This is a genomic window from Streptomyces sp. YS415, from assembly GCF_023544665.1.
Taxonomy (GTDB): Bacteria; Actinomycetota; Actinomycetes; order Streptomycetales; family Streptomycetaceae; genus Streptomyces.
In genome coordinates, this window is sequence record NZ_JAMJFL010000026.1 from 1 (window position 1) to 22,905 (window position 22,905).

Annotated in this window: 22 protein-coding genes; 7 read left to right on the forward strand and 15 right to left on the reverse strand. The window is 73.3% G+C overall.

The genetic code is table 11. From position 1 onward, the window contains the following. The 3 genes from M8H82_RS27280 to M8H82_RS27290 form a co-directional block, all read right to left on the reverse strand. A partial coding sequence (locus tag M8H82_RS27280; RefSeq protein WP_250077708.1) for a serine/threonine-protein kinase occupies positions 1-1,163 on the reverse strand: 1,163 nt, incomplete at its 3' end. Positions 1,164-1,241: 78 nt separating this feature from the next. After that, positions 1,242-1,700, reverse strand: a complete 459-nt coding sequence (locus M8H82_RS27285; RefSeq protein WP_250077709.1) for a helix-turn-helix domain-containing protein — start codon at positions 1,698-1,700, stop codon at positions 1,242-1,244. Next, positions 1,697-2,302 carry a type 1 glutamine amidotransferase family protein gene (locus M8H82_RS27290; protein WP_250077710.1) on the reverse strand — a complete coding sequence of 202 codons (606 nt, stop codon included), beginning with the start codon at positions 2,300-2,302 and terminating at the stop codon, positions 1,697-1,699. The genes M8H82_RS27285 and M8H82_RS27290 overlap by 4 nt, the downstream gene beginning before the upstream one ends. A 168-nt stretch (positions 2,303-2,470) precedes the next feature. On the opposite strand from M8H82_RS27290, the gene M8H82_RS27295 reads away from it, so the two are divergent. The 3 genes from M8H82_RS27295 to M8H82_RS27305 all read left to right on the forward strand — a co-directional run bounded on the left by M8H82_RS27295 (position 2,471) and on the right by M8H82_RS27305 (position 5,453). Further along, positions 2,471-3,826 (forward strand): aspartate aminotransferase family protein, encoded by a 1,356-nt coding sequence (locus tag M8H82_RS27295; RefSeq protein ID WP_250077711.1) that lies wholly within the window; start codon positions 2,471-2,473, stop codon positions 3,824-3,826. A 144-nt stretch (positions 3,827-3,970) separates the two neighbouring features. Then, positions 3,971-4,669 carry a GntR family transcriptional regulator gene (locus M8H82_RS27300; protein ID WP_250077712.1) on the forward strand — a complete coding sequence of 233 codons (699 nt, stop codon included), beginning with the start codon at positions 3,971-3,973 and terminating at the stop codon, positions 4,667-4,669. A gap of 133 nt (positions 4,670-4,802) precedes the next feature. Beyond that, complete coding sequence (locus M8H82_RS27305; RefSeq protein WP_250077713.1) at positions 4,803-5,453, forward strand: hypothetical protein; 651 nt, start codon at positions 4,803-4,805, stop codon at positions 5,451-5,453. Positions 5,454-5,466: 13 nt separating this feature from the next. Here the strand turns inward: M8H82_RS27305 and M8H82_RS27310 are convergent, their stop codons facing one another. From M8H82_RS27310 to M8H82_RS27320, 3 genes are all read right to left on the reverse strand, one after another. Beyond that, on the reverse strand, positions 5,467-5,760 hold the full coding sequence (locus tag M8H82_RS27310) for a DUF3303 family protein (RefSeq protein ID WP_250077714.1): 294 nt from the start codon (positions 5,758-5,760) through the stop codon (positions 5,467-5,469). A gap of 76 nt (positions 5,761-5,836) precedes the next feature. Continuing rightward, entirely contained in the window at positions 5,837-6,520 is a 684-nt protein-coding gene (locus tag M8H82_RS27315; RefSeq protein WP_308293282.1) for a response regulator transcription factor, read from the reverse strand. Beyond that, complete coding sequence (locus tag M8H82_RS27320) at positions 6,517-7,797, reverse strand: sensor histidine kinase (RefSeq protein ID WP_250077715.1); 1,281 nt, start codon at positions 7,795-7,797, stop codon at positions 6,517-6,519. The genes M8H82_RS27315 and M8H82_RS27320 overlap by 4 nt, the downstream gene beginning before the upstream one ends. Before the next feature lie 204 nt (positions 7,798-8,001). Here M8H82_RS27320 and M8H82_RS27325 point away from each other — a divergent pair, with 204 nt between their 5' ends. Both M8H82_RS27325 and M8H82_RS27330 read left to right on the forward strand, forming a co-directional pair. Then, the gene (locus M8H82_RS27325) at positions 8,002-8,700 is read left to right on the forward strand and encodes an ABC transporter ATP-binding protein (RefSeq protein ID WP_250077716.1); all 699 of its coding nucleotides are present in this window, start codon (positions 8,002-8,004) and stop codon (positions 8,698-8,700) included. Continuing rightward, on the forward strand, positions 8,697-11,087 hold the full coding sequence (locus M8H82_RS27330) for an FtsX-like permease family protein (protein WP_250077717.1): 2,391 nt from the start codon (positions 8,697-8,699) through the stop codon (positions 11,085-11,087). The genes M8H82_RS27325 and M8H82_RS27330 overlap by 4 nt, the downstream gene beginning before the upstream one ends. Positions 11,088-11,151: 64 nt before the next feature. On the opposite strand, the gene M8H82_RS27335 is transcribed toward M8H82_RS27330, so the two are convergent. After that, positions 11,152-12,435 (reverse strand): adenylosuccinate synthase, encoded by a 1,284-nt coding sequence (locus M8H82_RS27335; protein ID WP_250077718.1) that lies wholly within the window; start codon positions 12,433-12,435, stop codon positions 11,152-11,154. A gap of 175 nt (positions 12,436-12,610) precedes the next feature. Between M8H82_RS27335 and M8H82_RS27340 the strand changes: the two genes are divergently transcribed. Further along, the gene (locus tag M8H82_RS27340; RefSeq protein ID WP_250077719.1) at positions 12,611-13,450 is read left to right on the forward strand and encodes a diacylglycerol kinase family protein; all 840 of its coding nucleotides are present in this window, start codon (positions 12,611-12,613) and stop codon (positions 13,448-13,450) included. A gap of 135 nt (positions 13,451-13,585) precedes the next feature. Here the strand turns inward: M8H82_RS27340 and M8H82_RS27345 are convergent, their stop codons facing one another. After that, positions 13,586-14,788: a cytochrome P450 gene (locus M8H82_RS27345; RefSeq protein ID WP_250077720.1), complete on the reverse strand. Its 1,203-nt coding sequence runs from the start codon at positions 14,786-14,788 to the stop codon at positions 13,586-13,588. 77 nt (positions 14,789-14,865) lie between these two features. On the opposite strand from M8H82_RS27345, the gene M8H82_RS27350 reads away from it, so the two are divergent. Further along, positions 14,866-15,681 carry a hypothetical protein gene (locus M8H82_RS27350; RefSeq protein ID WP_250077721.1) on the forward strand — a complete coding sequence of 272 codons (816 nt, stop codon included), beginning with the start codon at positions 14,866-14,868 and terminating at the stop codon, positions 15,679-15,681. On the opposite strand, the gene M8H82_RS27355 is transcribed toward M8H82_RS27350, so the two are convergent. From M8H82_RS27355 to M8H82_RS27385, 7 genes are all read right to left on the reverse strand, one after another. Further along, a complete protein-coding gene (locus M8H82_RS27355) occupies positions 15,682-16,347 on the reverse strand; it encodes a response regulator transcription factor (protein ID WP_250077722.1) in 666 nt (221 codons plus the stop codon). Then, positions 16,344-17,669 (reverse strand): histidine kinase, encoded by a 1,326-nt coding sequence (locus tag M8H82_RS27360; RefSeq protein WP_250077723.1) that lies wholly within the window; start codon positions 17,667-17,669, stop codon positions 16,344-16,346. The genes M8H82_RS27355 and M8H82_RS27360 overlap by 4 nt, the downstream gene beginning before the upstream one ends. Positions 17,670-17,754: 85 nt before the next feature. After that, positions 17,755-18,615, reverse strand: a complete 861-nt coding sequence (locus M8H82_RS27365) for an alpha/beta hydrolase (protein ID WP_250077724.1) — start codon at positions 18,613-18,615, stop codon at positions 17,755-17,757. 169 nt (positions 18,616-18,784) lie between these two features. Further along, positions 18,785-19,969, reverse strand: coding sequence for a kynureninase (gene kynU / locus M8H82_RS27370; protein ID WP_250077725.1), 1,185 nt, complete (start codon positions 19,967-19,969; stop codon positions 18,785-18,787). Next, positions 19,962-20,801, reverse strand: a complete 840-nt coding sequence (locus M8H82_RS27375; RefSeq protein ID WP_250077726.1) for a tryptophan 2,3-dioxygenase family protein — start codon at positions 20,799-20,801, stop codon at positions 19,962-19,964. The genes kynU and M8H82_RS27375 overlap by 8 nt, the downstream gene beginning before the upstream one ends. A 159-nt stretch (positions 20,802-20,960) precedes the next feature. Further along, complete coding sequence (locus tag M8H82_RS27380) at positions 20,961-21,374, reverse strand: DUF3151 domain-containing protein (protein ID WP_250077727.1); 414 nt, start codon at positions 21,372-21,374, stop codon at positions 20,961-20,963. Positions 21,375-21,396: 22 nt separating this feature from the next. Beyond that, positions 21,397-22,881, reverse strand: coding sequence for an MFS transporter (locus M8H82_RS27385; protein WP_250077728.1), 1,485 nt, complete (start codon positions 22,879-22,881; stop codon positions 21,397-21,399). Positions 22,882-22,905 lie beyond the last annotated feature (24 nt).

Genomic DNA, 22,905 nt, shown 5'->3' on the forward strand with positions numbered 1-22,905 from the left:
ACCGGACCCCCTGGCCCAGGTACCGAGTGCCCCGGCGCCGGATGCGTCGGCCCCTGCCCGCCAGCGCCCGACTCCCCCGCTACCGGAAGTCCCGGACCCTGACCACCAGCAGCCGCACCCCCCGGCACCGGAAGGCCCGAACCCGGCCCACCAGCACCCGGCTCGTCGGGGGAGGGGCGTTCGGCCGGTGTTGGGGCCGGAGGTTGTCGGGTGAGCGTCGGCGTCGGCGGCTCGTCCTCCGACGGAGGGTTCTCCGTGTCCAGCAACACCACCGCGTGCCGACCCAGTTGCGCCACCAGCGCGCTCGGCAGCCACGGGTCGCGGGAGCGGCCGTCGGTGACGGTGTCCTCGGCTCCCGTGCGCTCCAGGATCCGGGCCAGCGAGGGCCGCGCCCCGGGGTCCTTGCGCAGGCACTCGCGGACCAGGTCGGCGATGTCCTCCGGCATGCCCTCCAGGTCGGGCTCCTCCTGGGCGATGCGGAACATCTGCGCGTGGACGCCGCTTCCGCCCGCGCCGAAGGGAAGGCGGCCGGTCGCGGCGTAGGCCAGGACCGACCCCAGGCAGAAGACGTCGCACGCGGGCGTGATGCGGTCGCCCCGGACCTGCTCGGGGGCCATGAAGCCCGGCGAGCCGACGAGCGCGCCGGTGCGGGTGAGACCGGACTCGGCGATCGTCTCCAGGGCCCGGGCGATGCCGAAGTCGATGACGCGGGGCCCGTCGAGGGTGACGAGGACGTTGGAGGGCTTGAGGTCGCGGTGGACGATCCCGGCCGCGTGGATGTCGCCGAGCGCGTGGGCGAGCCCGGCGGCGAGGATCCGTACCGACCGCTCGGGCAGCGCCCCGTAGTCGTGCCCGACCGCCTGCTGCAGGCTCGGCCCGGCGACATACCCGGTGGCCACCCACGGCACCGCCGCCTCGGTGTCGGCGTCGAGGACCGGCGCCGTCCAGTACCCGCCGACCCGCCGCGCGGCCCGCACCTCCTGCCGGAACCGCGCCCGGAACTCCTCCTGCGCGGCGAGCTCCTCGCGCACCAGCTTGACCGCGACCGTACGCCCCCGCTCGGACCGGGCGAGATAGACGCGTCCCATCCCGCCGGCGCCGAGCCGAGCGATCAGCCGGTACGCCCCCAGCCGCTGCGGATCCCCCGGCCCCAGCTGCTCCATGCAGGCCCCTCCCCCGAAACGCCCCGTACGACGAACCCACGATAGTGCGGGCGTACGGAGGGGTGAGCGCGCTCGCGTCTACGGTTCCGTAACAGCCGGTCCCGCCTCCTCCAGCACCTTCGACAGCCGTTCCAGCAGCCGTACCGCGTCCGCGAGTTCGGCCTCCCCGAACGCCTCCGCGAGCCGGTCGGCGAAGGCCGCGTGGCCGGGGTCGATCCGGCGGACCGCCGCGAGGCCCTCCTCGGTCGGCGCGAGCAGTTTGGCGCGCCGGTGGGCGGGGTTGGGCCGGTACTCCGCCAGCCCCCGCTCCACCAGCAGGTCGGCGATCCGCTGCACGCTCTGCCGGGTGATCCCCATCGCGCGGGCGATCCCGGCGACCGGCAACGGCTCCCGCAGCACCGCGCCGAGCACCTGCCACCAGGCCGCGGTGATCCCGGCCGGCCGGGCCAACTCCTCCGCCACGGCGAGGAACTGGCCGTTGAGCCGGAAGACCCCGAGCGCGCCCCGGCTCAGCAGGTCCTGCCGCTCCCGGCTCACTGCGCGTCCGCCTGCTCCAGCACGGCGTAGGCCTCGGGGTCGGAGTCGTGGAACAGCCGGTACCAGGCGTCCAGCACCTCACCCTCGTACACCCCGAGGAGCCGGAGGATCTCGCGGGCGAAGGCGACGGGCTCGGTGGGCCCCGCGGTGATCAGCCCGCCGTCGGCGACGGCGTCGGCGTCGACGTAGCGCTCACCGCCGCCGTATCCCGTCGCGGCGAGGTAGAAGGAGACGGCGCTGGTGTGGTCCCGGTCGTCGAGCAGCCCCTCCCGTGCCAGCCCCGCGGTGGCTCCGCAGATCGCGGCGACGGGCACCCCCGCGGCCAGGAACTCCCGTGCCTTGCGGGCGAAGGGCGCGAGGTCGTCGGAGGTGTCCCAGAGGTCCGCGCCCGGCAGGATCAGCAGCGCGCTGTCCTCGGGACGTACGTCGTCCAGCGCGAGGTCGGGCCGGACACTCAGTCCGCCGATGCTGCGCACGGGGGCGGTGGTGGGACCGAGGGTGCGGATGTCGTGGCCGGCGCGGGCGAGGAAGGCGGTGGCGTACCCGGTCTCCCAGTCGGCGAAGGTGTCGTAGACGGCGAGGTGTACGGGCTTGGGGCTCATGGGTGCCTCCTCAGGACCTCGGTTGCTATGACAGCATTCTGTCGCATCGACAGAATGCTGTCAATGGCGTGGGTCCCGCCGCCACGCGACAACCTGTCGCGGAAACCCCCGTCCCGCAGACAGGACGCCGATATCGCTTCCGCATCGCGGACATTTACCCTCGGGCGCATGACCCCTCAGCCAAACCCCGAGGTCGGCGCCGCCGTGAAGGCCGCGGACCGTGCACATGTGTTCCACTCCTGGTCCGCGCAGGAGCTCATCGACCCGCTCGCCGTCGCCGGCGCGGAGGGGTCGTACTTCTGGGACTACGACGGCAACCGCTACCTCGACTTCACCAGCGGACTCGTCTACACGAACATCGGCTACCAGCACCCCAAGGTCGTCGCCGCGATCCAGGAGCAGGCGGCGCGGATGACGACGTTCGCGCCCGCGTTCGCGGTCGAGGCCCGGTCGGAGGCGGCCCGGCTGATCGCCGAGCGGACGCCGGGCGACCTGGACAAGATCTTCTTCACCAACGGCGGCGCCGACGCGATCGAGCACGCGGTACGGATGGCCCGGCTGCACACCGGGCGGACCAAGGTGCTGTCGGCGTACCGCTCGTACCACGGCGGCACCCAGCAGGCCGTGAACCTCACCGGCGACCCCCGCCGCTGGGCCTCCGACAGCGCCTCCGCCGGTGTCGTCCACTTCTGGGCGCCCTTCCTCTACCGGTCCCGCTTCTACGCGGAGACCGAGGAGCAGGAGTGCGCGCGGGCGCTGGAGCACCTGGAGACGACGATCGCCTTCGAGGGCCCCGCGACGGTCGCCGCGATCGTGCTGGAGACCGTGCCGGGCACGGCGGGGATCATGGTGCCGCCGCCGGGCTATCTCGCCGGAGTGCGTGAGATATGCGACAAGTACGGCATCGTCTTCGTGCTGGACGAGGTCATGGCCGGGTTCGGGCGCACCGGTGAGTGGTTCGCGGCCGACCTGTCCGGCGTGGTGCCGGACCTGATGACCTTCGCCAAGGGCGTGAACTCCGGCTATGTGCCGCTGGGCGGTGTCGCCATCTCGGGCGCCATCGCGGAGACCTTCGGGAAGCGGCCGTACCCGGGCGGTCTGACGTACTCCGGACATCCGCTGGCGTGTGCCGCCGCCGTCGCGACGATCAACGTCATGGCGGAGGAGGGTGTCGTCGAGAACGCCGCCCGGCTGGGCGCGTCCGTGGTCGGGCCTGCGCTGAGGGAGCTGGCGGAGCGGCATCCGTCGGTGGGCGAGGTGCGCGGGGTCGGCATGTTCTGGGCGCTGGAGCTGGTGAAGGACCAGGAGACGCGGGAGCCGCTGGTGCCGTACAACGCGGCGGGCGAGGCGAACGCGCCGATGGCGGCCTTCGGCGCCGCCGCGAAGAAGCACGGCATCTGGCCCTTCGTGAACATGAACCGGACCCATGTCGTCCCGCCGTGCAACGTCTCCGAGGCGGAGCTGAAGGAGGGGCTGGCGGCGCTCGACGCGGCGCTCTCGGTCGCCGACGAGTACACGCGGTAGCCGTCAAGAGCCGGTCCGGTGGCCGGGGTCGCCCTCGAGCGACCCCGGGGGGCCGAACGCGTAAGGTGGCGTGCTCGTAGATATGCGTGCATGCCACCCCGCGCGAACGCATGCCCCCCGCGTGAACGAGGAGACGTTCCGACCATGCCCGGCTCCAGCGGCAGCGCCGCCGTGACCCGCAGCACCCTGCGACAGCAGATCGCGGACGCGCTGAGGGACGAGGTGCTGGCCGGGCGGCTCCAGCCGGGGCAGGCGTTCACGGTCAAGGAGATAGCCGAGCAGTACGGCGTCTCCGCCACCCCCGTGCGCGAGGCGCTGGTCGATCTGTCCGCGCAGGGGCTGCTGGAGGCGGACCAGCACCGCGGCTTCCGGGTGCACGAGTACTCCGCCGACGACTACCGCGGGATCATCGAGGCCCGCACGCTCGTCACCGACGGCATGTTCCGGGCCCTGGAGGAGGGCCGCAGGGGGTACCAGCAGCCCGGCGACCCCCGGATCGCCGCCGCGCTCGCCGGCGTCCGCCGCCGCGGTGAAGAGGCCCAGCGGGCCGCCGGCGCCGGTGACCTCACCGTCCTCATCGGCTATGACCTGCGCTTCTGGCGCGAACTCGCCTCCCTCTTCGGCAACCCCTACCTCGCCGACTTCCTGCACCGGCTGCGCGTGCAGTCCTGGGTGTGCGCGGTGCAGCACCTGCGGCAGCTGACCGACCTGCGCGGCGAGCTCTGGTCCGGCCACACCGAACTCGTCGACGCGCTGTCCGCGCGCGACACCGGCGCCGCCCGCTCGGTCATCGCCGCGTACAACAGCCACTCCCTCTCCCTGATCGAGCGACTCGCGCCCTGAGGGATGGGTATGGGATCTGCACAGCCCGTGCCCGCGACCGGTACTGGGGGGTTTCACCCCGGGCCGCACCCATTACTCTTCCCTGACCACCGCACTACGCCGCACTACGCCGCGCTACGCGAGGAGTCCTCTTTTGGCCTGTGACCTGTGGCTGGTACCGCTCGTCGACGTGTTGTGCCACACCCCTGACAACCCGTTCGCCGAGGAACTCGCGCAATACAACAAGGTGCTCGCCGAGGCCGGGCTCCCCCCGGTGCCGGTGTACCAGTACATGCCGGGCCTGACCGGCGAGGTCGCCCCGGTGGCCGGGTTCGACTACGACGCCCTGCACTTCCTGCGCCGGGCATACCTCCTCCAGGTGTGCGGTCTGCCGGTGACGCCGGTGGACGAACTCGGCGGCGACTACGAGCAGCTGCTGGAGATGTTCGAGACCACGGCCCAGCAGTCGCACCTGGTCTGGCACTACGACCACGCGGGGGCGTATGTGCCCGTGGACTTCCCGCACCCCCTGTCGAGCGACGAACTCCTCGCCGGAGGCGGCCCCTTGGGTTCCTCCCAGGCCCTGCTGCGGGAACTGGAATTCGTGGCCCCGTCGATCGGCATCGACCCGGCGAACCCTCCGGCGGCCCCTCAACCGCCCCCCGCTCCGACGGAGTTGGAGGAACCTGCCGTACCGGCCCCGTACGATCCCAGCCCCTTCGCCCGGGAACGCCATGTCTGGCTCGGCCTGCACGCGGCGGCGACCCGCAGCCTGGCGCAGGGCTCGATGATCATCTTCAGCTGAGGGCGGGACGAGGTCAGCCGCCCAGTTGGGAGAGCCCCTTCTGCAGGTCCTCGGCGTTCATGATCGGGACGACGGTGACCTCGGCGTTGAGCTCGGTGAAGAACGGTTCGGCCATCGGCGGGAGTTGGGAGCTGTCCTGGAGGTCCAGGACCATCCAGCAGGTGCGGCGCCCGCCTTCGGGACCGAAGTACGCGGCCTCCGGCCTGAGCTTCTCCATCGCGTTCTTGATCACGTCGGGCATCCTGCCGCTGCGGATGGCCTCGTTGCCCTTCTCGGTGTCCATGGTCGCTTTGAGCATCACTCGCATCGCATCCTCCTCGGCCGTTCCCCCCGCTTCAGGATATGCCCGCTGTATCGGGGGATGCAGGGGGAGGCCGGGGCTCTCACTCGTCCCGGGATCCCGGGGTGACCAGTCCCGTCTCGTAGGCCACGACCACGGCCTGGGCGCGGTCGCGCAGGCGGAGTTTGGCCAGGATGCGGGCCACGTGCGTCTTCACGGTGGACTCGCTCAGCACGAACCGCTCGGCGAGTTCGGCGTTGCTCAGACCCGTGCCGAGGGCCTGGAGGACCTCCGCCTCGCGCGGGGTGAGGACGGACAGGTCGCGGTGCAGGGCGGCGGTCCGGGTGTCCTGGGAGACGAAGCGCTCGACCAGGCGCCGGGTGATCGCCGGCGCGAGCAGGGCGTCGCCGGAGCGGGCCAGCCGGACCGCGGCGACCAGGTGCTCGGGGGTGACGTCCTTGAGCAGGAAGCCGCTGGCACCCGCGGTGAGGGCCGCGTACACATAGCGGTCCAGGTCGTAGGTGGTGAGGATCAGGACGCGGGGCGGGTCGGGGACGACGGTGCCGGACAGGATCCGTCGGGTGGCCTCCAGGCCGTCCAGGCCCGGCATCCGGACGTCCATCAGGACGAGGTCGGGGCGGGTGCGGCGGACCGCCTCCAGGGCCTGCTCGCCGTCGGCCGCCTCCGCCACCACGTCGATGCCGTCGGCGGTCAGGATCATGGAGAAGCCGGTGCGGACCAGCGCCTGGTCGTCGGCGATCACCACCCGGGGCGGGGCGGCCGTCACGGCGTCTCCGCCGGGATCACCGCACGGACCCGGAAACCGCCGGTGGGCCGCGAGCCCGCCTCCAGTGTGCCGCCGTAGACCGCGAGCCGGGCCCGCAGGCCGGTCAGGCCCTGGCCGGCGCCGGGACCGGCAGGCGCCGCCCCCGTGCCGCCCGTGTCGGACACCTCCACGCGCACCGCGTCCGGACCGTACTCGATCGTGACCCGCACCCGCGCGCCGCCGGCGTGCCGCACCACGTTGGTCAGCGCCTCCTGCACCACGCGGTACGCGGCCAGGTCGGCGCCCGCGGCCAGCGGCACCGGGCTGCCGGTGACGGCCAGTTCGACGGGGACGCCGCTCGCGCGCACCCGCTCGGTGAGGGCGGCGACCCGGGCCAGGCCGGGCTGCGGGGCCAGGTCCGGGTCCCGGCCGTCGCCGTCGCCGTCCATGGTCAGCAGGCCCATCACGTGGCGCAGTTCGGCCAGGGCCGTCCGGCCGCCCGCCTCGACGGCCAGCAACGCCTCGCGGGCCCGGTCGGGGGCCGCGTCCATGACCTTGCGGGCCGCACCCGCCTGAATCACCATCACGCTCACATTGTGGGTGACGATGTCGTGCAACTCCCGTGCGATCCGCGCCCGTTCCAGCTCCACCGCGAGCCGGGTGGCCGCCTGCTGCTGTTCCTGGAGGTCCCGGACGCGCTGCTGCCAGGTGTGGACGGCGTTGGCTCCGATGCCCACCCCGAGCAGCACCAGGAACGGCACGTACCCGGGAGTGAAGGCGGGCAGGAACCGCTCGTGGAACACCGCCATCAGCACGGAGCCCAGCAGCAGGCTCACCAGGGTGTGCAGCCGGTGCGGGCTGTGCACGGCGGCGCTGTAGGCGGCCACCATGCACGACAGGAAGGTGTACACGGCCGGCTCGTCCAGGCCGGAGCGCTGGTTGAAGAGCAGGCTCAGCACGAGCACCGCCCAGAACGCGGCCAGCGGATACCGGCGCCGCGCGACCAGGGGCAGTGCGGTCAGCGCGGCCAGCAGGAGCACCCCGGGCTCCGCCGTCATGGCCTCGGGGGGCAGCGGGTGCGGGGGCGGTGGCGGGTCCAGCTGCGGATCGGGCACCTCGAAGGGCGGTACGACCGCCGCCCGGTCCTGTCCGTCGACCCCGCCGGCCGTGCAGGCGGCCAGCACCAGAGCGAGCACCCCGTCCGCCGTCCACATCCAGCGCGAGGGCCGCGGCGGCGGACCGGGACGCAGCAGCGCCGACACCCTCGCCCGCCACCGCTGCCCGCCCGCCCCGTTCATGCGCCCAGTCTGGCAAGCGCCCGGCACCCGCCACATCCCGCCCGCGGCCGAGCCGGCGTACATCCTCCGCGTACCTCTCAGGGATGACACGCGCGCGGGCTCCTCCCGGTACGGCAGTCGTGGTCGCCGCCGCGGGCGACGCCCCGGACCCGGCCGCGCCCCTAGCGTCACGGCGAACCGTCCGCCGCCGGCTGGGGAGGCCCCATGGACACGACCGCACCGCCCGTCATCGACATCCGCGACGTGAGCCGGAGGTACGGGGAGGGGCCCCCGGCGCTGGACGGCGTCGGTCTGCGGGTGCGGGCCGGGGAGGCGGTGGCCGTGCTCGGGCCGTCGGGCAGCGGCAAGTCGACGCTGCTCAACCTGATCGCGGGCCTGGACCGGCCGGACACCGGCAGCGTCACCGTGGACGGACTGCGGGTGGACCGGCTGGGCGAGGCCGCCTCGGCGAAGTACCGCAGGGCCCGGATCGGGATGGTCTTCCAGTTCTTCAACCTCCTGGACGACCTCACCGTCACCGACAACGTCCTGCTCCCCGCCCAACTGGCCAAGGTTCCGCGGGCCGCGGCCCGCCGGCGCGCCGGGGAGCTGCTGGCCCACCTCGGCATCGACCGGCACGCCGACGCCTACCCGGGCCGGCTCTCCGGCGGGGAACGCCAGCGGGTGGCGGTCGCCCGCGCCCTGATGAACCGTCCCGCGCTGCTGCTGGCCGACGAGCCGACCGGGGCGCTGGACTCCGCCGCCGGTGCGGACGTACGGGAGCTGCTGACCGCGCTGAACGCGGACGGGCAGACGATCGTGCTGGTCACCCATGACCCGGTGCTCGCCGAGTCCTGCACCACCCGCACGATCGAACTGGTCGACGGGCGGATCGTCCGGGACACCGCGGCGGTGCTCCGGTGAGCGCCCTGGGCAGGGTGGTGCGCGCCGGTCTCGGACGGCGCCGGCTCCAGACCACGGTGATGGTCCTGACCACGCTCATCGCCGTCACCGCGTCCGTGCTGGCGGCCGGGGTGCTCGTCGCGTCCCGGGCCCCCTTCGACCGGGCCATGACCGAGCGCGCCGGGGCGCATCTGACCGCCTGGTTCGACGACCGTAGGACCACGGCGTCACAGCTGGCGGCCACCGGGCGGGCCACCGGGGTGAGCGCGGCGGCGGGTCCCTTCCGGACGCTGTCGGCCACCCCGCGCACGGCCTCGGACGTCGGCGGGATCCCGCCCGGTACGACACTGCCGGAGCTGACCGTCGCGGGGCGGGCGGAGACCGGGGGCGCCGTCGACCGGCTCGACCTCCTCTCCGGCCGCTGGGCCGCCCGCCCCGGCGAGATCGTGCTCGCCGCGGGCGAGGACCCCTTCGCACCGGGCGACCGGCTGACCTTCCCGGACCTGCCCGGCGCCCCCGCGTTCACCGTCGTGGGCCTCGCCCGCTCGGTGACCGGCACCGCCGGCGCCTGGACCACCCCCGCCCAGGCCGAGACGCTCGCCGACGGCAACGGCCGGTCCGGGTACGCGATGCACTACCGCCTGCGCAGCGCGGACACCGACGCCCAGCTCGCGGCGGGCCGCGCGGCGGTCGCCGCCACCGCCCCCGAGGGCGCGCTGACCGGCACCCGGACCCATCTCGCCGTCCGGCAGGAACAGCTCGCCAACGCGCTGGCGTTCGTGCCGTTCGTCGCCGCCTTCGGGGTCCTCGGGCTCGCCATGTCGGTGCTGATCATCGGGATCGTGGTCAGCGGCTCGGTCGGCTCCGCGACCCGCCGGATCGGCATCCTCAAGTCGCTCGGCTTCGCCCCGTCCCAGGTCGTGCGGGCCTACGTCGCCCAGGCGCTGGCCCCGGCCGCGATCGGCTGCGCCCTCGGGGTGGCGCTGGGCAACGTGTTCGCCGGGCCGGTCCTCGGCGGCGTCGAGGACGTCTACGGCGGCGCCCCGGCGGGCGTTCCGTGGTGGGTGAACGGGGCGGCTCCCGCCGTCGCCCTCGCCCTGGTCGCCCTCGCCGCGCTGATCCCGGCGCTGCGGGCCGGGCGGCTGCGCCCCGTCGATGCGATGGCCGCGGGGCGCACGCCGGCCGCCGGACGGGGGCGGTGGGCCCGGCGGCTGACGGGACGGCTGCCGCTGCCCCTGCCGGTGGGCCTGGGCCTGGCGGGCCCCTTCGCCCGCCCGGCGCGGTCGGCGACCACGGCGGCGGCGGTCGCGTTCGCCGCGGTCACGGTGACCTTCGCGGTCGGCCTCGGCCTCACCCTCGGCGACATCCAGGAGCGGCGGATGCTGGACGCCGCGGCCCCGGTCGTCGTGGAGACCGGCAGGGGGCCCGGCGGCGGCCCGCCCGGCGCCCGGGCGGTCCCCGCCCCCGGGCAGCGCGCCGTGACGTCGGCCGACCCGGCGGACGTCGAGGCCGCCCTGCGCGCCGAGCCGACGACCGGGCGCTTCTACGGCGCGGCCTCGGCCGCGGTGCGGGCGTCCGGCATCCCGGGCCGGACCCCGGTGGTCGCCTACGACGGCGACGCCTCCTGGGCGGCACCGGAACTGGTCTCCGGCCAGTGGCTCGACGGCGCCGGACAGGCCGTGGTGACACAGCGCTTCCTCGACGCGGCCGGAGCCGAGGTGGGCGACACCCTGACCCTCACCGAGAAGGGCCGCGGCACGACCGTACGCATCGTCGGCGAGGCCTTCTTCACCGAGGACCACGGCATGCTCCTGCTGACCGGGACCGACACCCTGCGCGCCCTCGGCCTGGACACCGGCCCGCACCGCTTCTACGCCCAGCCGGCCCCCGGCACCCCCGCCGCGGACTACCTGACCGCGCTGCGCGAGGCCGTCGACGGCACCGGCGCCGTCGCGCACGACAACGGCGGCAACGCCTCCTCGGTGATCGCGGCCATGAACGCGCTGATCGGCATGCTCACCCTGATGCTGGTCGCCGTGGCCGGTCTGGGCGTGCTCAACACGGTCGTCCTGGACACCCGCGACCGCGTCCACGACCTCGGCGTCTTCAAAGCCCTCGGCATGACACCCCGGCAGACCCTGTCGATGGTGCTGACGTCCGTGACCGCCGTCGGCCTGCTCGCGGGCGCCGTGGGGGTCCCGGCCGGGGTGGCGCTGCACCACCACGTCACCCCGCTCATGGGCGACGCGGTCGGCATGCACCTCCCCGACGCCTTCGTCGCCGTCTACGGCCCGGTGCTGCTGTCCCTGCTCGTCGTCGGCGCCCTGGCGATCGCGGTGGGCGGCGCGCTGCTCCCGGCGGGGTGGGCGGCACGCACGGACACGGCGAGGGCCCTGCGGACGGAGTGAGCGGACACGGAGGAGGGGCGCCCCCCGACAGGGACGCCCCTCCTCACCGCTGTTCCGACCCGGGTCAGATGAACGAGTTGATCTCGATCGTCTCGTCCCGGCCCGGGCCCACGCCGATCGCGGAGATCGGGGCGCCGGACATCTCCTCCAGCGCCTTGACGTACGCCTGGGCGTTCTTCGGCAGGTCGGAGAAGGACTTCGCCTTGCTGATGTCCTCGTTCCAGCCCGGCAGCATCTCGTAGACCGGCTTCGCGTGGTGGAAGTCGGACTGCGAGTACGGCAGCTCCTCGACGCGCTTGCCGTCGATCTCGTACGCCACGCAGACCGGGATCTGCTCCCAGCCGGTGAGCACGTCGAGCTTGGTCAGGAAGAAGTCGGTCAGGCCGTTGACGCGGGTCGCGTACCGGGCGATGACCGCGTCGAACCAGCCGCAGCGCCGGTCGCGGCCGGTGGTGACACCGCGCTCGCCGCCGATCCTGCGCAGCGCCTCGCCGTCCTCGTCGAGCAGCTCGGTCGGGAACGGTCCGGCGCCGACACGGGTCGTGTACGCCTTCAGGATGCCGATGACCCGGCTGATCTTCGTCGGGCCCACGCCGGCGCCGGTGCAGGCGCCGCCCGCGGTCGGGTTCGACGAGGTGACGAAGGGGTACGTGCCGTGGTCGATGTCCAGCAGCGTGCCCTGGCCGCCCTCGAAGAGCACGACCTTGTCGTCCTCCAGGGCCTGGTTCAGGACCAGCACCGTGTCGGCGACATACGGCCTGAGCTGCTCGGCGTAGGCCAGCAGCTCCTCGACCACCTGGTCCACGGCGATCGCGCGCCGGTTGTACAGCTTGGTCAGCAGCTGGTTCTTGACGTCGAGCGCCGCCTCGACCTTCTGCTGGAGGATGGACTCGTCATAGAGGTCCTGCACCCGGATACCGACGCGGTTGATCTTGTCCGCGTAGGTGGGTCCGATGCCGCGCCCGGTCGTGCCGATCTTCCGCTTGCCGAGGAAGCGTTCCGTCACCTTGTCGACGGTGACGTTGTACGGCGTGATGATGTGCGCGTTACCGCTGATGAGGAGCTTGGACGTGTCGACGCCTCGCTCGTTCAGCCCGCTCAGCTCGGAGAGCAGGACCGACGGGTCGACGACGACGCCGTTGCCGATGACCGGGGTGCACCCCGGGGACAGGATTCCGGAAGGGAGAAGGTGCAGGGCGTACTTCTGATCGCCCACGACCACCGTATGGCCGGCGTTGTTGCCGCCCTGGTAGCGCACCACATAATCAACCGAGCCACCGAGCAGGTCGGTGGCCTTTCCCTTGCCTTCGTCACCCCACTGAGCACCGAGCAGCACAAGTGCGGGCACGCGCGTACACCCCTTCCGGGCGGGGCATGTCCAAGGTCGGAGGCGTACGCAATACGTACACCGGCGGCCTGTGTCGGCCGCGACCCGTCGGACCGGATGCCCCGGAATAGACGAAGCCCCTGGCGCAATAGCGCAAGGGGCTCTTGCACAAAGATGCTACCCGAGGAAGCGAGGCATGGCCGAGGTGGCGACTTTCGCGACGTCCGATCAGCTGCTGGTGGTCATCGACCCGGTCGCCCGGACCACGGACGGGGAGGCCGTGCGGATCGCGAAAGACGTGCTCAGCGCGGGTGCCGCGACGAAGGTGTGCCTGCCGGAGGGGCCCGAGGAATTCGCCCGGATGCTGGCGCGCCGCGGGTCGCGCCGGCCCGTCGTGGTGGGCGACGACCGGGCGCTGATGCGCGCGGTGTCCCTGCTGCACCGCCGACGGGAACTGGCCGGATGCGCGCTGTCGGTCGTCCCGGTGGGCGCCGCGCTCTCCCTGGCCGGCGCGCTGGGCGTGCCCACGGGCACGGTGGCGGCCGCCCGGGCGGTCCTGGACGGGGTGGAGCGGCGCCTGGACCTGCTGGTGGACGACAGCGACGGGGTGGTGCTGGGGGCGCTGCGGATTCCCTCGCTGCCGCCGACGGGCAGCACCGAGACGGCGGACGGCCGCCCCTGGCTGCGGACGTACCACTCCCTGGTCCGCACCCTCGCCCCGGCCCGCCCGGCCCAGCTGCCGTCGGGCCCGGGTCCCGCCCGGCTCCGGGTGGAGGTGGACGGGGTGACACTGGTGGACCTGGACCAGCCGGTGGAGGGCATCTCGGTGTCCCCGCGCGGATCCGGTACGGCGTCGGTGGAGGTCCGCCCGGTCTCGGTGGGCGCGGAAGCGGCACCGCTGCTGGCAAGGGGCCGCAGGGTGACGGTCTCCGGGGCGGACTTCCGCTACCGGGCGGACGCGACGGAGGCGGGCCCGGTCCGCAGACGCACCTGGACGGTGTGGGAGGGGGCACTGGGACTGGTGGTGCCGGGCTGAGCAGCCCATCCCGCTCCCGGGCACAGAGCGGGTTCGCCCGCAATACGTAGGTGCTGACCTGCGTTGACGTAACGTGCTCTACGCCGCTCGGCGGCACCGCCGCTGCCCTCGGCGTCTGGGCCCTGGTCCGCCGTCTCAGACCGACACGCTGAGCCCTTCCAGCCCGCGGATCACGAAGTTCGGCTTCCGCTGCGGCTCCGCCGCCAGGCTCAGCGTCGGCGCCCGCTCCAGCAGCGCCGTCATCGAGGCCGCCAGTTCGATCCGGGCCAGCGGTGCGCCGATGCAGTAGTGGATGCCGGCGCTGAAGGAGATGTGCGGGTTCTCGGCGCGGGTGAGGTCCAGGCGCCCGGGGTCCGCGAAGACGTCGGGGTCGTGGTTGGCGGAGCCGAAGAGCATGGCGATCTCCGCGCCCCGGGGGATCGTGGTCCCGTCGATCTCGATCTCGTCCAGCACCCAGCGCTCGAAGAGCTGCAGGGGCGTGTCGTAGCGCATCAGTTCCTCCACGGCGGAGGGGACGAGGGAGTGGTCGGCGCGCAGGGCTTCGAGCTGGCCGGGGTTGCGGAACAGCGCGTACCAGCCGTTGACGGTGGAGTTGACCGTCGCCTCGTGCCCGGCGTTCAGCAGCAGGACGGCCGTCGAGATCATCTCCTGCTCGGTGAGCCGGTCGCCCTCGTCATGGGCGGCGATCAGCCCGGAGATCAGGTCGTCGCCGGGCTCCTTGCGCCGCAGTGCGATCAGTTCCCGCAGGTACTCCGTGAACTCGACGGACGCCCGCACCGCCTTCCTGGCCGTCTCCTCGGAGGGGCTCAGCTCGTACATCCCGCAGATGTCGGCCGACCAGGGCCGCAGCGGGGCCCGGTCCGCCTCCGGGATGCCCAGCATCTCGGCGATCACCGCGACCGGCAGCGGCTCGGCGACCTCGGCGAGCAGATCCCCGCCGCCCGCCCCGACCAGCCGGTCGACGAGCTCCCCGGCGAGCTGCGTCACGTACGGCTTGAGCCGCTCCACCGTCCTCGGCGTGAACGCCTTCGACACCAGGCGCCGGATCCGGGTGTGGTCCGGCGGCTCCAGATCGAGCATCCCGTGGTCGTTGAGCGTGTGGAACGGCTCGTGCTCGGCGGGCGGAGCGGTCCGCCCGAACTCCTCGTGCGTGAACCGGTGCTGGTACGTCCGCCCCAGTCGCCGGTCGCGCAGCAGCGCCGACACATCGGCGTGCCGCGGCACCAGCCACTGGTTCGTGGGCTCGAAGTACTGCACACGGCCCCGGGCGCGCAGCTCGGCGTAAGCGGGGTACGGGTCGGCGAGGAACGCCGGGTCCCACGGATCGAAGGCTCCCATGACCGGACGCTAGCCCGGCGAACCCGTCCCTGGCCAGGGGGTCCGGAATGCTCGGCTCCCCCTTTACGATCACGCCCATGTCGATCATGCCGTCGGTTCCGGTGCTGCGGGGCCGCAAGAACACCTCCCTCCAGCTCGACGGGTCCGTCCTGGTCCTGCGGGTGCGGGAACAGGAGCACCGCATACCCCTCGCGGCCGTCGCCCAGGTCCGCAGCGAGCGCCGGTCCGTCGAGGTCGTGCTGACCGCGCCGCACGGGAGCCGGCCGGCCGTGCACCGGCTCGACGACGTCGGCGAGGCCGCCGCCGACGCCTTCGCCGGAGCCATCAACGCCGCCCTGCCGGACGGCTCCGGCCCCGCCGTCGACGGCTCGGCCCTCGTCACCGTCCGGACCCTGGACGACGAGCGCCGCAAGGTCCGGCTGCGGCGGGCGATCCGGCTCGGCTGGCTCGCGGTGATCCTCGTGTTCACCGGGGAGACGGTGCTGCTCACGCTCACCGGCGACGCCGAGATGATCTTCCTGATCTGGATGTGCGGACCTCTCGGCGCGGCCTGCGTCCACGTCGGAGTGCGCCTGACCCCGTTCGACAAGCCGGCCTGGCGGCTGCCCAGACACGGCGTGACGGTGCTGGCGCAGTACGACGGCTACCACGACGGGATGCACATGTACGCGTTCACCGACCTCAACGGCAAGGAGTACGGGTACCCGTCCCCCGGTTACCGCGGTGACCGGCTCGAGGTCGTCTACGACCCCCACGACCCCTTCAGCGGCGCCCCCCGGGACCAGCTCATCGGCCGCGGGGTCATGCTGCTTCCGCTGATCTTCTTCGCCGGCCTCGGCGGCCTCATGCTCCTGCTCATCCTCCTGATGATCCCCGCCGCCCTGTTCGCCTGATCACCCCGGCGTCACCAGGCGCGCCTCGTACGCGAACACCGCCGCCTGGGTGCGGTCCCGCAGGCCGAGCTTCACCAGGACGCGGCTGACATGCGTCTTGATCGTCGACTCGGCCACCACCAGGCGCTCGGCGATCTCCGCGTTGGACAGGCCCTGCGCGATCAGCACCAGGACCTCCGTCTCGCGTTCGGTGAGGTCGCCGTAGGCCGCGCGGGCCCCGGAGAAGGACCGCGGGGTGTCGGAGAGCTTGGAGAACTCCGTGATCAGACGGCGGGTGACCGAGGGGGCCAGCAGGGCCTCGCCGGAGGCCACCACCCGTACTCCGTCGGCGAGTTGGCGGGCCGAGGCGTCCTTCAGCAGGAAGCCCGAGGCGCCGGCCCGCAGGGCCTGGTAGACGTACTCGTCCAGGTCGAAGGTGGTCAGCACCAGCACCTTCGCCGCCGCGTCGGCCGCCACGATCTCCCGGGTCGCCTCGATGCCGTTCAGTTCGGGCATGCGGATGTCCATCAGGACGATGTCGGGAGCGAGTTCGCGGACCTTGGCCACGGCCTCCCTGCCGTTCACCGCCTCGCCGACGACCTCGATGTCCGGCATCGCGTTCAGCAGGACCGAGAAGCCCTCGCGCACCATCATCTGGTCGTCCGCGATCAGCACACGGATCGTCATGCGGCATCCTCGCCCGGCGTCACGACCGGCAGGAACACGGTCACCTCGTAGCCTCCGTCGTCCGTCGGGGCGGCCGTCATGTCGCCGTTCAGCATGGTCACCCGCTCGCGCATGCCGGTGATGCCGTGTCCGGCCCCGGGCGACGGCTTGACCAGGGCGGGTGCCGGGGGCGGGGTGTTCACCACGCGCAGGCCCAGGCCGCCGAGGACGTAACCGATCTCGACCTTCGCACTCGCGCCGGGCGCGTGCCGCAGGGTGTTGCTCAGCGCCTCCTGCACTATTCGGTACGCCGACAGCTCCACGCCCTGCGGCAGTTCACGCACCGCGCCGGTCACCGTCTTCTCGACCCCGAGACCGGCGTCGCGCACATTGGCGAGCAGGGCGTCGAGGTCGCCGAGGGTGGGCTGCGGGGCGTCGGGGGCCTCGTAGTCCTCGGCGCGTACGACGCCCAGGACGCGGCGCAGCTCGGTCAGGGCCGCCACCGCGTTCTCCCGGATGGTGGCGAAGGCGCGCTCCAGCTCCGGCGGCGGGTTCTCGACCCGGTACGGGGCGGCCTCGGCCTGGATGGCGACGACCGACATGTGGTGGGCGACCACGTCGTGCAGTTCGCGGGCGATCGTGGTGCGCTCCTCCAGCAGGGTGCGCTTGGAGCGCTCCTGCGCGGTCTCGGTCTGCTGCGCGGTGACCTCCTGCTCGGCGTCGCGGCGGATGTGCCAGACGGAGACGCAGAGCAGGACCAGCGCGGAGACGACCAGCATGGGGCCGGTGTTGGTGCTGTAGTAGTAGTAACTCGGGCCGTATCCGGAGGCCTCCGCCACCGCGCCGTACAGCGCCGTCACCACCCACATCCACCCCGCCGTGCGGGGCCTGGTGCGCACGGCCACGATCGTCAGCACCGCCAGATGGCTGGCGAAGGCCCCGGCCGTCCACGGCCAGTCGCCCCAGCTGCCGCCCAGCACCCCGAGGACCGGGGTGGCCGCCATGGACAGCCAGAACGCCCCGACGGGCCGCACCAGGGTCAGCAGCACGGGGAGCGCGCAGAGCGGACCGGCCAGCAGCCACGGGCTGCCCGTGTCGATGGTGCCGAGCGGCAGGGTGAGCAGGGCCGCCGCGACGATCACGGCGTGCGGGAGCCAGGCCGCGTACTCCCGCAGCGGGCCGGGCAGCCGCCGGGTCAGCGGGCCGTCGACGCGCATCCGGGGCAGCGGACGGTAGGCGAAGGCGTCGTGGAACAGGTCCCGCCGCAGCCCGCGCAGGGCGTCCGCGGCCAGCCGGAACTCCGGGCTGTGGGTCTTGCTGGTCGTCTCGGTCACGTGGAGCACGGTAGGCGCAGGCCCGGGTCGCCGTCGTCACCTGCGAGAAGGGTCTCGCGGGGTCCGTCTCAAGTACTACGGCCGTCCCCCGCGCTCACCAGGCGAGCTGGGCGATCTCCTCCGCCACCACCGCGCAGGCGTCCGCCGCCGGGTCGATCAGCGGGAAGTGGCCCACGTCCTCCAGCAGCGTCAGCCCGACCACCTCGCCCGCCTTCGCCGCCGCGTCCGCGTAGGACTCGGCGACCAGCTGCGGGACGTCCACGTCCGTACGGCCCTGGACGAGGGTGGTGGCGATGCCGGTGGGCAGCAGCAGCGCGGGATCGGCGTACGGCCGCCGCTGCGCGAACCCCTCGTCGCCGCCGAGGAGTTGACGGGCCGCGCCGTCGCAGACGCCGAGCTTGTCGGCGACCGTGAAGTCGGCGATGGGGGCGAGGGCCACCACGCCCCGCAGGAGGGGCGGGCCCGCGGTGCGCCAGGGCGCGTCGGCGGGCAGGAGGTGCCGGGCCGCCGTCCACAGCGCGAGATGGCCGCCGGCGGAGTGGCCGGTGACGACGGTGCGGCGCGAGTCGGCGCCCGGGAGGGCCTCGCGGGCCAGGGCGGGGAGGGCGTCCAGGGCCGCGGCGACGTCGTCGAAGGTGTCGGGCCAGCGCCCGGCCAGCTCGGTCGCGCCCTCCGCTCCCTTGCGGTACTCGACGTTGGCCACGGCGAAGCCCCGGCGGGCCAGGAAACCGGCGAACGGCGTGATGTGGCGGCGGTCGTAGGGGGCGCGCCAGGCGCCGCCGTGCAGGACGACCACCAGGGGGGCGAGGGGGGCGTCGGTGCGCGGTGCGTAGAAGTCGATCACCTGGTCGGGGTGGTCGCCGTACGCTGCGGTGGCGTCCGGGGCGACAGGCGGATGCGAGAAGGCCGACTGCTCCTCTGCGGCGGCCCGGGCTGCGGCAGCGTCGTCCGGCATGCTCCAACCTCTCAACGGCGGAATGATGTTGGCGGACCAGGTGAGTCCCTCGGCCGTTGGCGGGACGGTACCAGGCCCGTGACGTGCGCGGACACGGGGATGTCACGCTGGGTGAGGGGTAAACGGTTCTGTGGGGCGGGGTGGGCGCCGTCCCACCCCGCCCCCGGGGTCAGGCGAGCAGTCCGCCCAGCGTCCGCGCGGCCTTCTCCACGTCCGCGAACCCGACGTACAGCGGCGTGAAGCCGAAGCGCAGGACGTCGGGCGCCCGGAAGTCGCCCACCACTCCCCGCTCGATCAGCCGCTCCATCACCGTGCCCGCGTCCGGGCAGCGCAGGGCGACCTGGCTGCCGCGCTCCTCGTGGGCGGCCGGGGTCAGCGACTCCACGCGTCCCGCCGGGACGTACTGCGCCACGCACTCCAGGAAGAAGTCCGTCAGCGCCAGCGACTTGGCCCGTACCGACGCGATCGACACGTCCTGCCAGACGTCCAGCGCCGCCTCCAGGGCGAGCATGGAGAGGATGTCCGGGGTGCCGACCCGGCCGCGCAGGGCGCCGTCGGCCGGTGTGTAGTCGCCGCGCATGCCGAAGGGCTCCGCGTGGGAGTTCCAGCCCGGCAGCGGGGAGTCGAAGCGGGGCTGGAGGTCGTGCCGCACGTACAGGTAGGCCGGTGAACCCGGTCCGCCGTTCAGGTACTTGTACGTGCAGCCCACCGCCAGGTCGACGCCGTGCGCGTCCAGGTCCACCGGCAGCGCGCCCGCGCTGTGGCACAGGTCCCAGACCACCAGGGCGCCCGCCGCGTGCACCGCCGACGTCAGCGACGGCAGGTCGTGCAGCCGGCCCGTGCGGTAGTCGACGTGGTTCAGCAGCACCGCGGCGGTCCGCGGGCCGAGCGCCCCCGCCACCTCCGAGGGACGCACCGGGCGCAGCGTGCGGCCGGTCAGCCGGGCCGCCGACTCGGCGAGGTAGCCGTCCGTGGGGAATGTGGTGGCGTCCACGACGATCTCGTCGCGGCCCTCCCCCGCCATCCGCACGGCCGCCACCAGCGCCTTGAACACGTTGACGCTGGTGGAGTCGCCGACCACGACCTGCCCCGGCGCCGCCCCGACCAGCGGGGCGATCCGGTCGCCGATCCGCTCGGGCGCGGTCCACCAGCCGCTCTCCTCCCAGGACCGGATGCGCAGGGCGCCCCACTGCCGCGCGACCACGTCCGCGACCCGGTCCGGCACGTTCGCCGGCAGGGCGCCCAGCGAGTTCCCGTCCAGGTAGACGGCCTCGTCGAGCACGAACTCGGCACGCTTGTGCGCGAGTTCGTCCGCCGCGTCCAGCTTCTCCGCCCGCGCGGACAGCTCAGACATAGGACCTCGCCGTCCACAGCTCGGGGAAGACGTTCTTCCGGGCGCGCTTCTCCAGCCAGGCCACCCCGGCCGAGCCGCCGGTCCCGGTCTTCGAGCCCATCGCGCGCCGGGTGGCGACCAGGTGGTCGTTGCGCCAGCGCCACACCAGCTCGGCGACGTCGGTCATCGCCTCGCCCAGCCGGGCGACCTCGTCTCCGGCGTCGCCGGAGTAGACGGCGGTCCAGGCGGCCTCGACCGCGTCGGAGGGCTCGTAGCGCTGCGAGACGTCCCGCTTCAGCACCTCCTCGGGGATCGCGTACCCGCGCCGCGCCAGCAGCCGCAGCACCTCGTCGTACAGGCTCGGCTCGTGCAGCGCCTTCTCCAGTTCCGCGTGGACGCGGGGCGCGCCGCGGTGCGGGACGAGCATGGACGCGGACTTGTCGCCGAGCAGGAACTCCATCCGGCGGTACATGGCCGACTGGAAGCCGGAACCCTCGCCGAGCGCGGAGCGGTACGAGTTGAACTGGGCCGGGGTGAGCTGGCCGAGCGGCTTCCAGGAGGCGTTCAGCGCCTCCAGCTCCCGCACCGAGCGCTTCAGCGCGTCGATCGCGACCGGCACCCGGTCCTCGCGCAGGGCGTGCGCGGCGGTCTCCCACTCGTGGACCACGACGGTGAACCACAGCTCCATGACCTGGGTGGTGACCAGGAAGACCATCTCTCCGGGGTCGTCGGAGAGGGTGTGCTGGAGGTGGGTGAGGACATCCGCCTTGACGTAGTCCTCGTACGGCGTCGTGCCGGCGAAGTCGAGATGCGGGGTCTCGGGCTCGTTCGTCTCGTGAGCCTCTTGGGACATCGCTGTCTCCTGTGGTAACTCCGGGTAGCGGTCCGCCCCTGCCGTTACCGACACGGGGGCCCCGGTCCCCACCCGAATCCTCCGGTGTGTCCCCCGGAAAGTGCAAGGCCCGACTGGATCACAGCCGGACCCGCACTCGAGGCGCCGTCCGGCGGCGGACTAGCCCAGCGTCTGGGCGGCCGCCGGGGAGGAGTCCTTCAGGAACTGCGTGCAGCGCTCGTACTCCTCCTGCTCGCCGATGGAACCGGCGGCCCGGGCGAGGGCGTGCAGGGCGCGCAGGAAGCCGCGGTTCGGCTCGTGCTCCCACGGCACCGGGCCGTGGCCCTTCCAGCCGTTGCGGCGCAGGGCGTCCAGACCGCGGTGGTAGCCCGTACGGGCGTAGGCGTACGACTCCACGACGCTGCCCCGCTCGAACGCCTCGTCGGCCAGCTGGGCCCAGGCCAGGCAGGACGTCGGGTACTGCGCGGCGACATCCGCGGGGGCCGTGCCGGACGCGAGGAGCTCACGGGGCTCCGGGTCGTCGGGGAGGTGGGTCGGGGGCGGGCCCCCGAGGAGGTTCTCGTGAATCGTCATGGGCTCCAGTCTGAGGCATCCGCTATCCGATGCGTCCCTTGGCCCGTTCCCCTTCCAGGGGCGGAGCGGTGATCGAGCCATGGGTGAGGCACTCCGGCCGCCGGCAGTCCGGCGGCAGCCGCCGTACGGTCGCGAAGGCCAGCACGGACCCCACCGCCATCACCCCGGCGCACAGCAGCATGGCCCGGCCGAAGGAGTCGTCGAAGGCGTCCGGGGAACGGTAGGCGTCCTCCCCCATCCCGGTCAGCAACGGCAGCGCGGCCACCGCGATGAGACCGGCGGCGCGGGCGGCCGCGTTGTTGATCCCGCTGGCCAGGCCCGCCCGCGTGACATCCACGGAGGCGAGGACGGTGGCGGTGAGCGGGGCGACCAGGGTGACCAGGCCGGCCCCGAAGACGAGGACCGCGGGCAGGACGTCGGCCGCGTAGGAGGGGTCCGGGCCGACCCGCAGCATCAGCAGCAGCCCGGCCGCGCACACCAGCGGGCCCACGGTCAGCGGGATCCGCGGGCCGATCCGGTCGGCCAGCTCACCGGACCGGGCGGAGAACAGCAGCATCAGGAGTGTCGTCGGCAGCAGGGCCGTACCCGCGGCGAGGGCCGAGTAGCCGGAGACGACCTGGAGCTGGAGCGCGGCGAGGAAGAAGAACCCGCCGAGGGCCGCGTACACGCACAGCGTGACCAGGTTGACGGCGGTGAACTGGCGGGAGGCGAAGATGCCGAGCGGCATCATCGGGTCGCGGCGCCGCTTCTCGACGTAGACGAAGGCGACCCCGAGGGCGACGCCGAGGGCCGCGCTGATCCAGTCCGACTCGATCAGGGCGTACGTCACCAGTGCGAGCGCCAGCGCGCCGAGGGCGGCGCCGAGCACGTCGAAGCGGCCGTGCTTGGTGCCTCCCCCACTCTCGGCTCCGCTCGAGCGGGAGGTGCCCCCACCCGATTCCGGCACGTGCCGCAGCGCGACCGGCACGCACAGCAGCGCCAGCGGCACGTTCAGCAGGAACACCCACCGCCAGCCGGGCCCGTCCACCAGCCAGCCGCCCAGGAACGGCCCCACAGCCGCCCCCACGCCCCCGAAACCGGACCACAGGCCCACCGCCCGGCCCCGGTCGTCGGGATGGAAGGAGGCCTGGATGAGGGCGAGGGAGCCGGGCGTCAGCAGCGCCCCGCCGACACCCTGGAGGGCGCGGGCGGCGATCAGGATCTCGGCGTTCGGGGCGAGCCCGCACAGCAGCGAGGCGACGGCGAACCAGATCACGCCGATGACGAAGATCCGGCGACGGCCGTAGCGGTCGCCCAGGGAGCCGCCGAGCAGGATCAGCCCGGCGAGGGCGAGCATGTACGCGTTGACCGTCCACTGCAGCGCGGAGAGGTTCGCGTCCAGGTCCTCGCCGATCCGCGGGAGGGCGACGTTGACGACGGTCGAGTCCAGCAGGGCCATGCTGGAGCCGAGGACGGTCGTGAGCAGGATCCACTTGCCCTGCGCGGAGGAGATCCGGACGTCAGGCATGCCCCCAGGTATACAGCGAGCCCG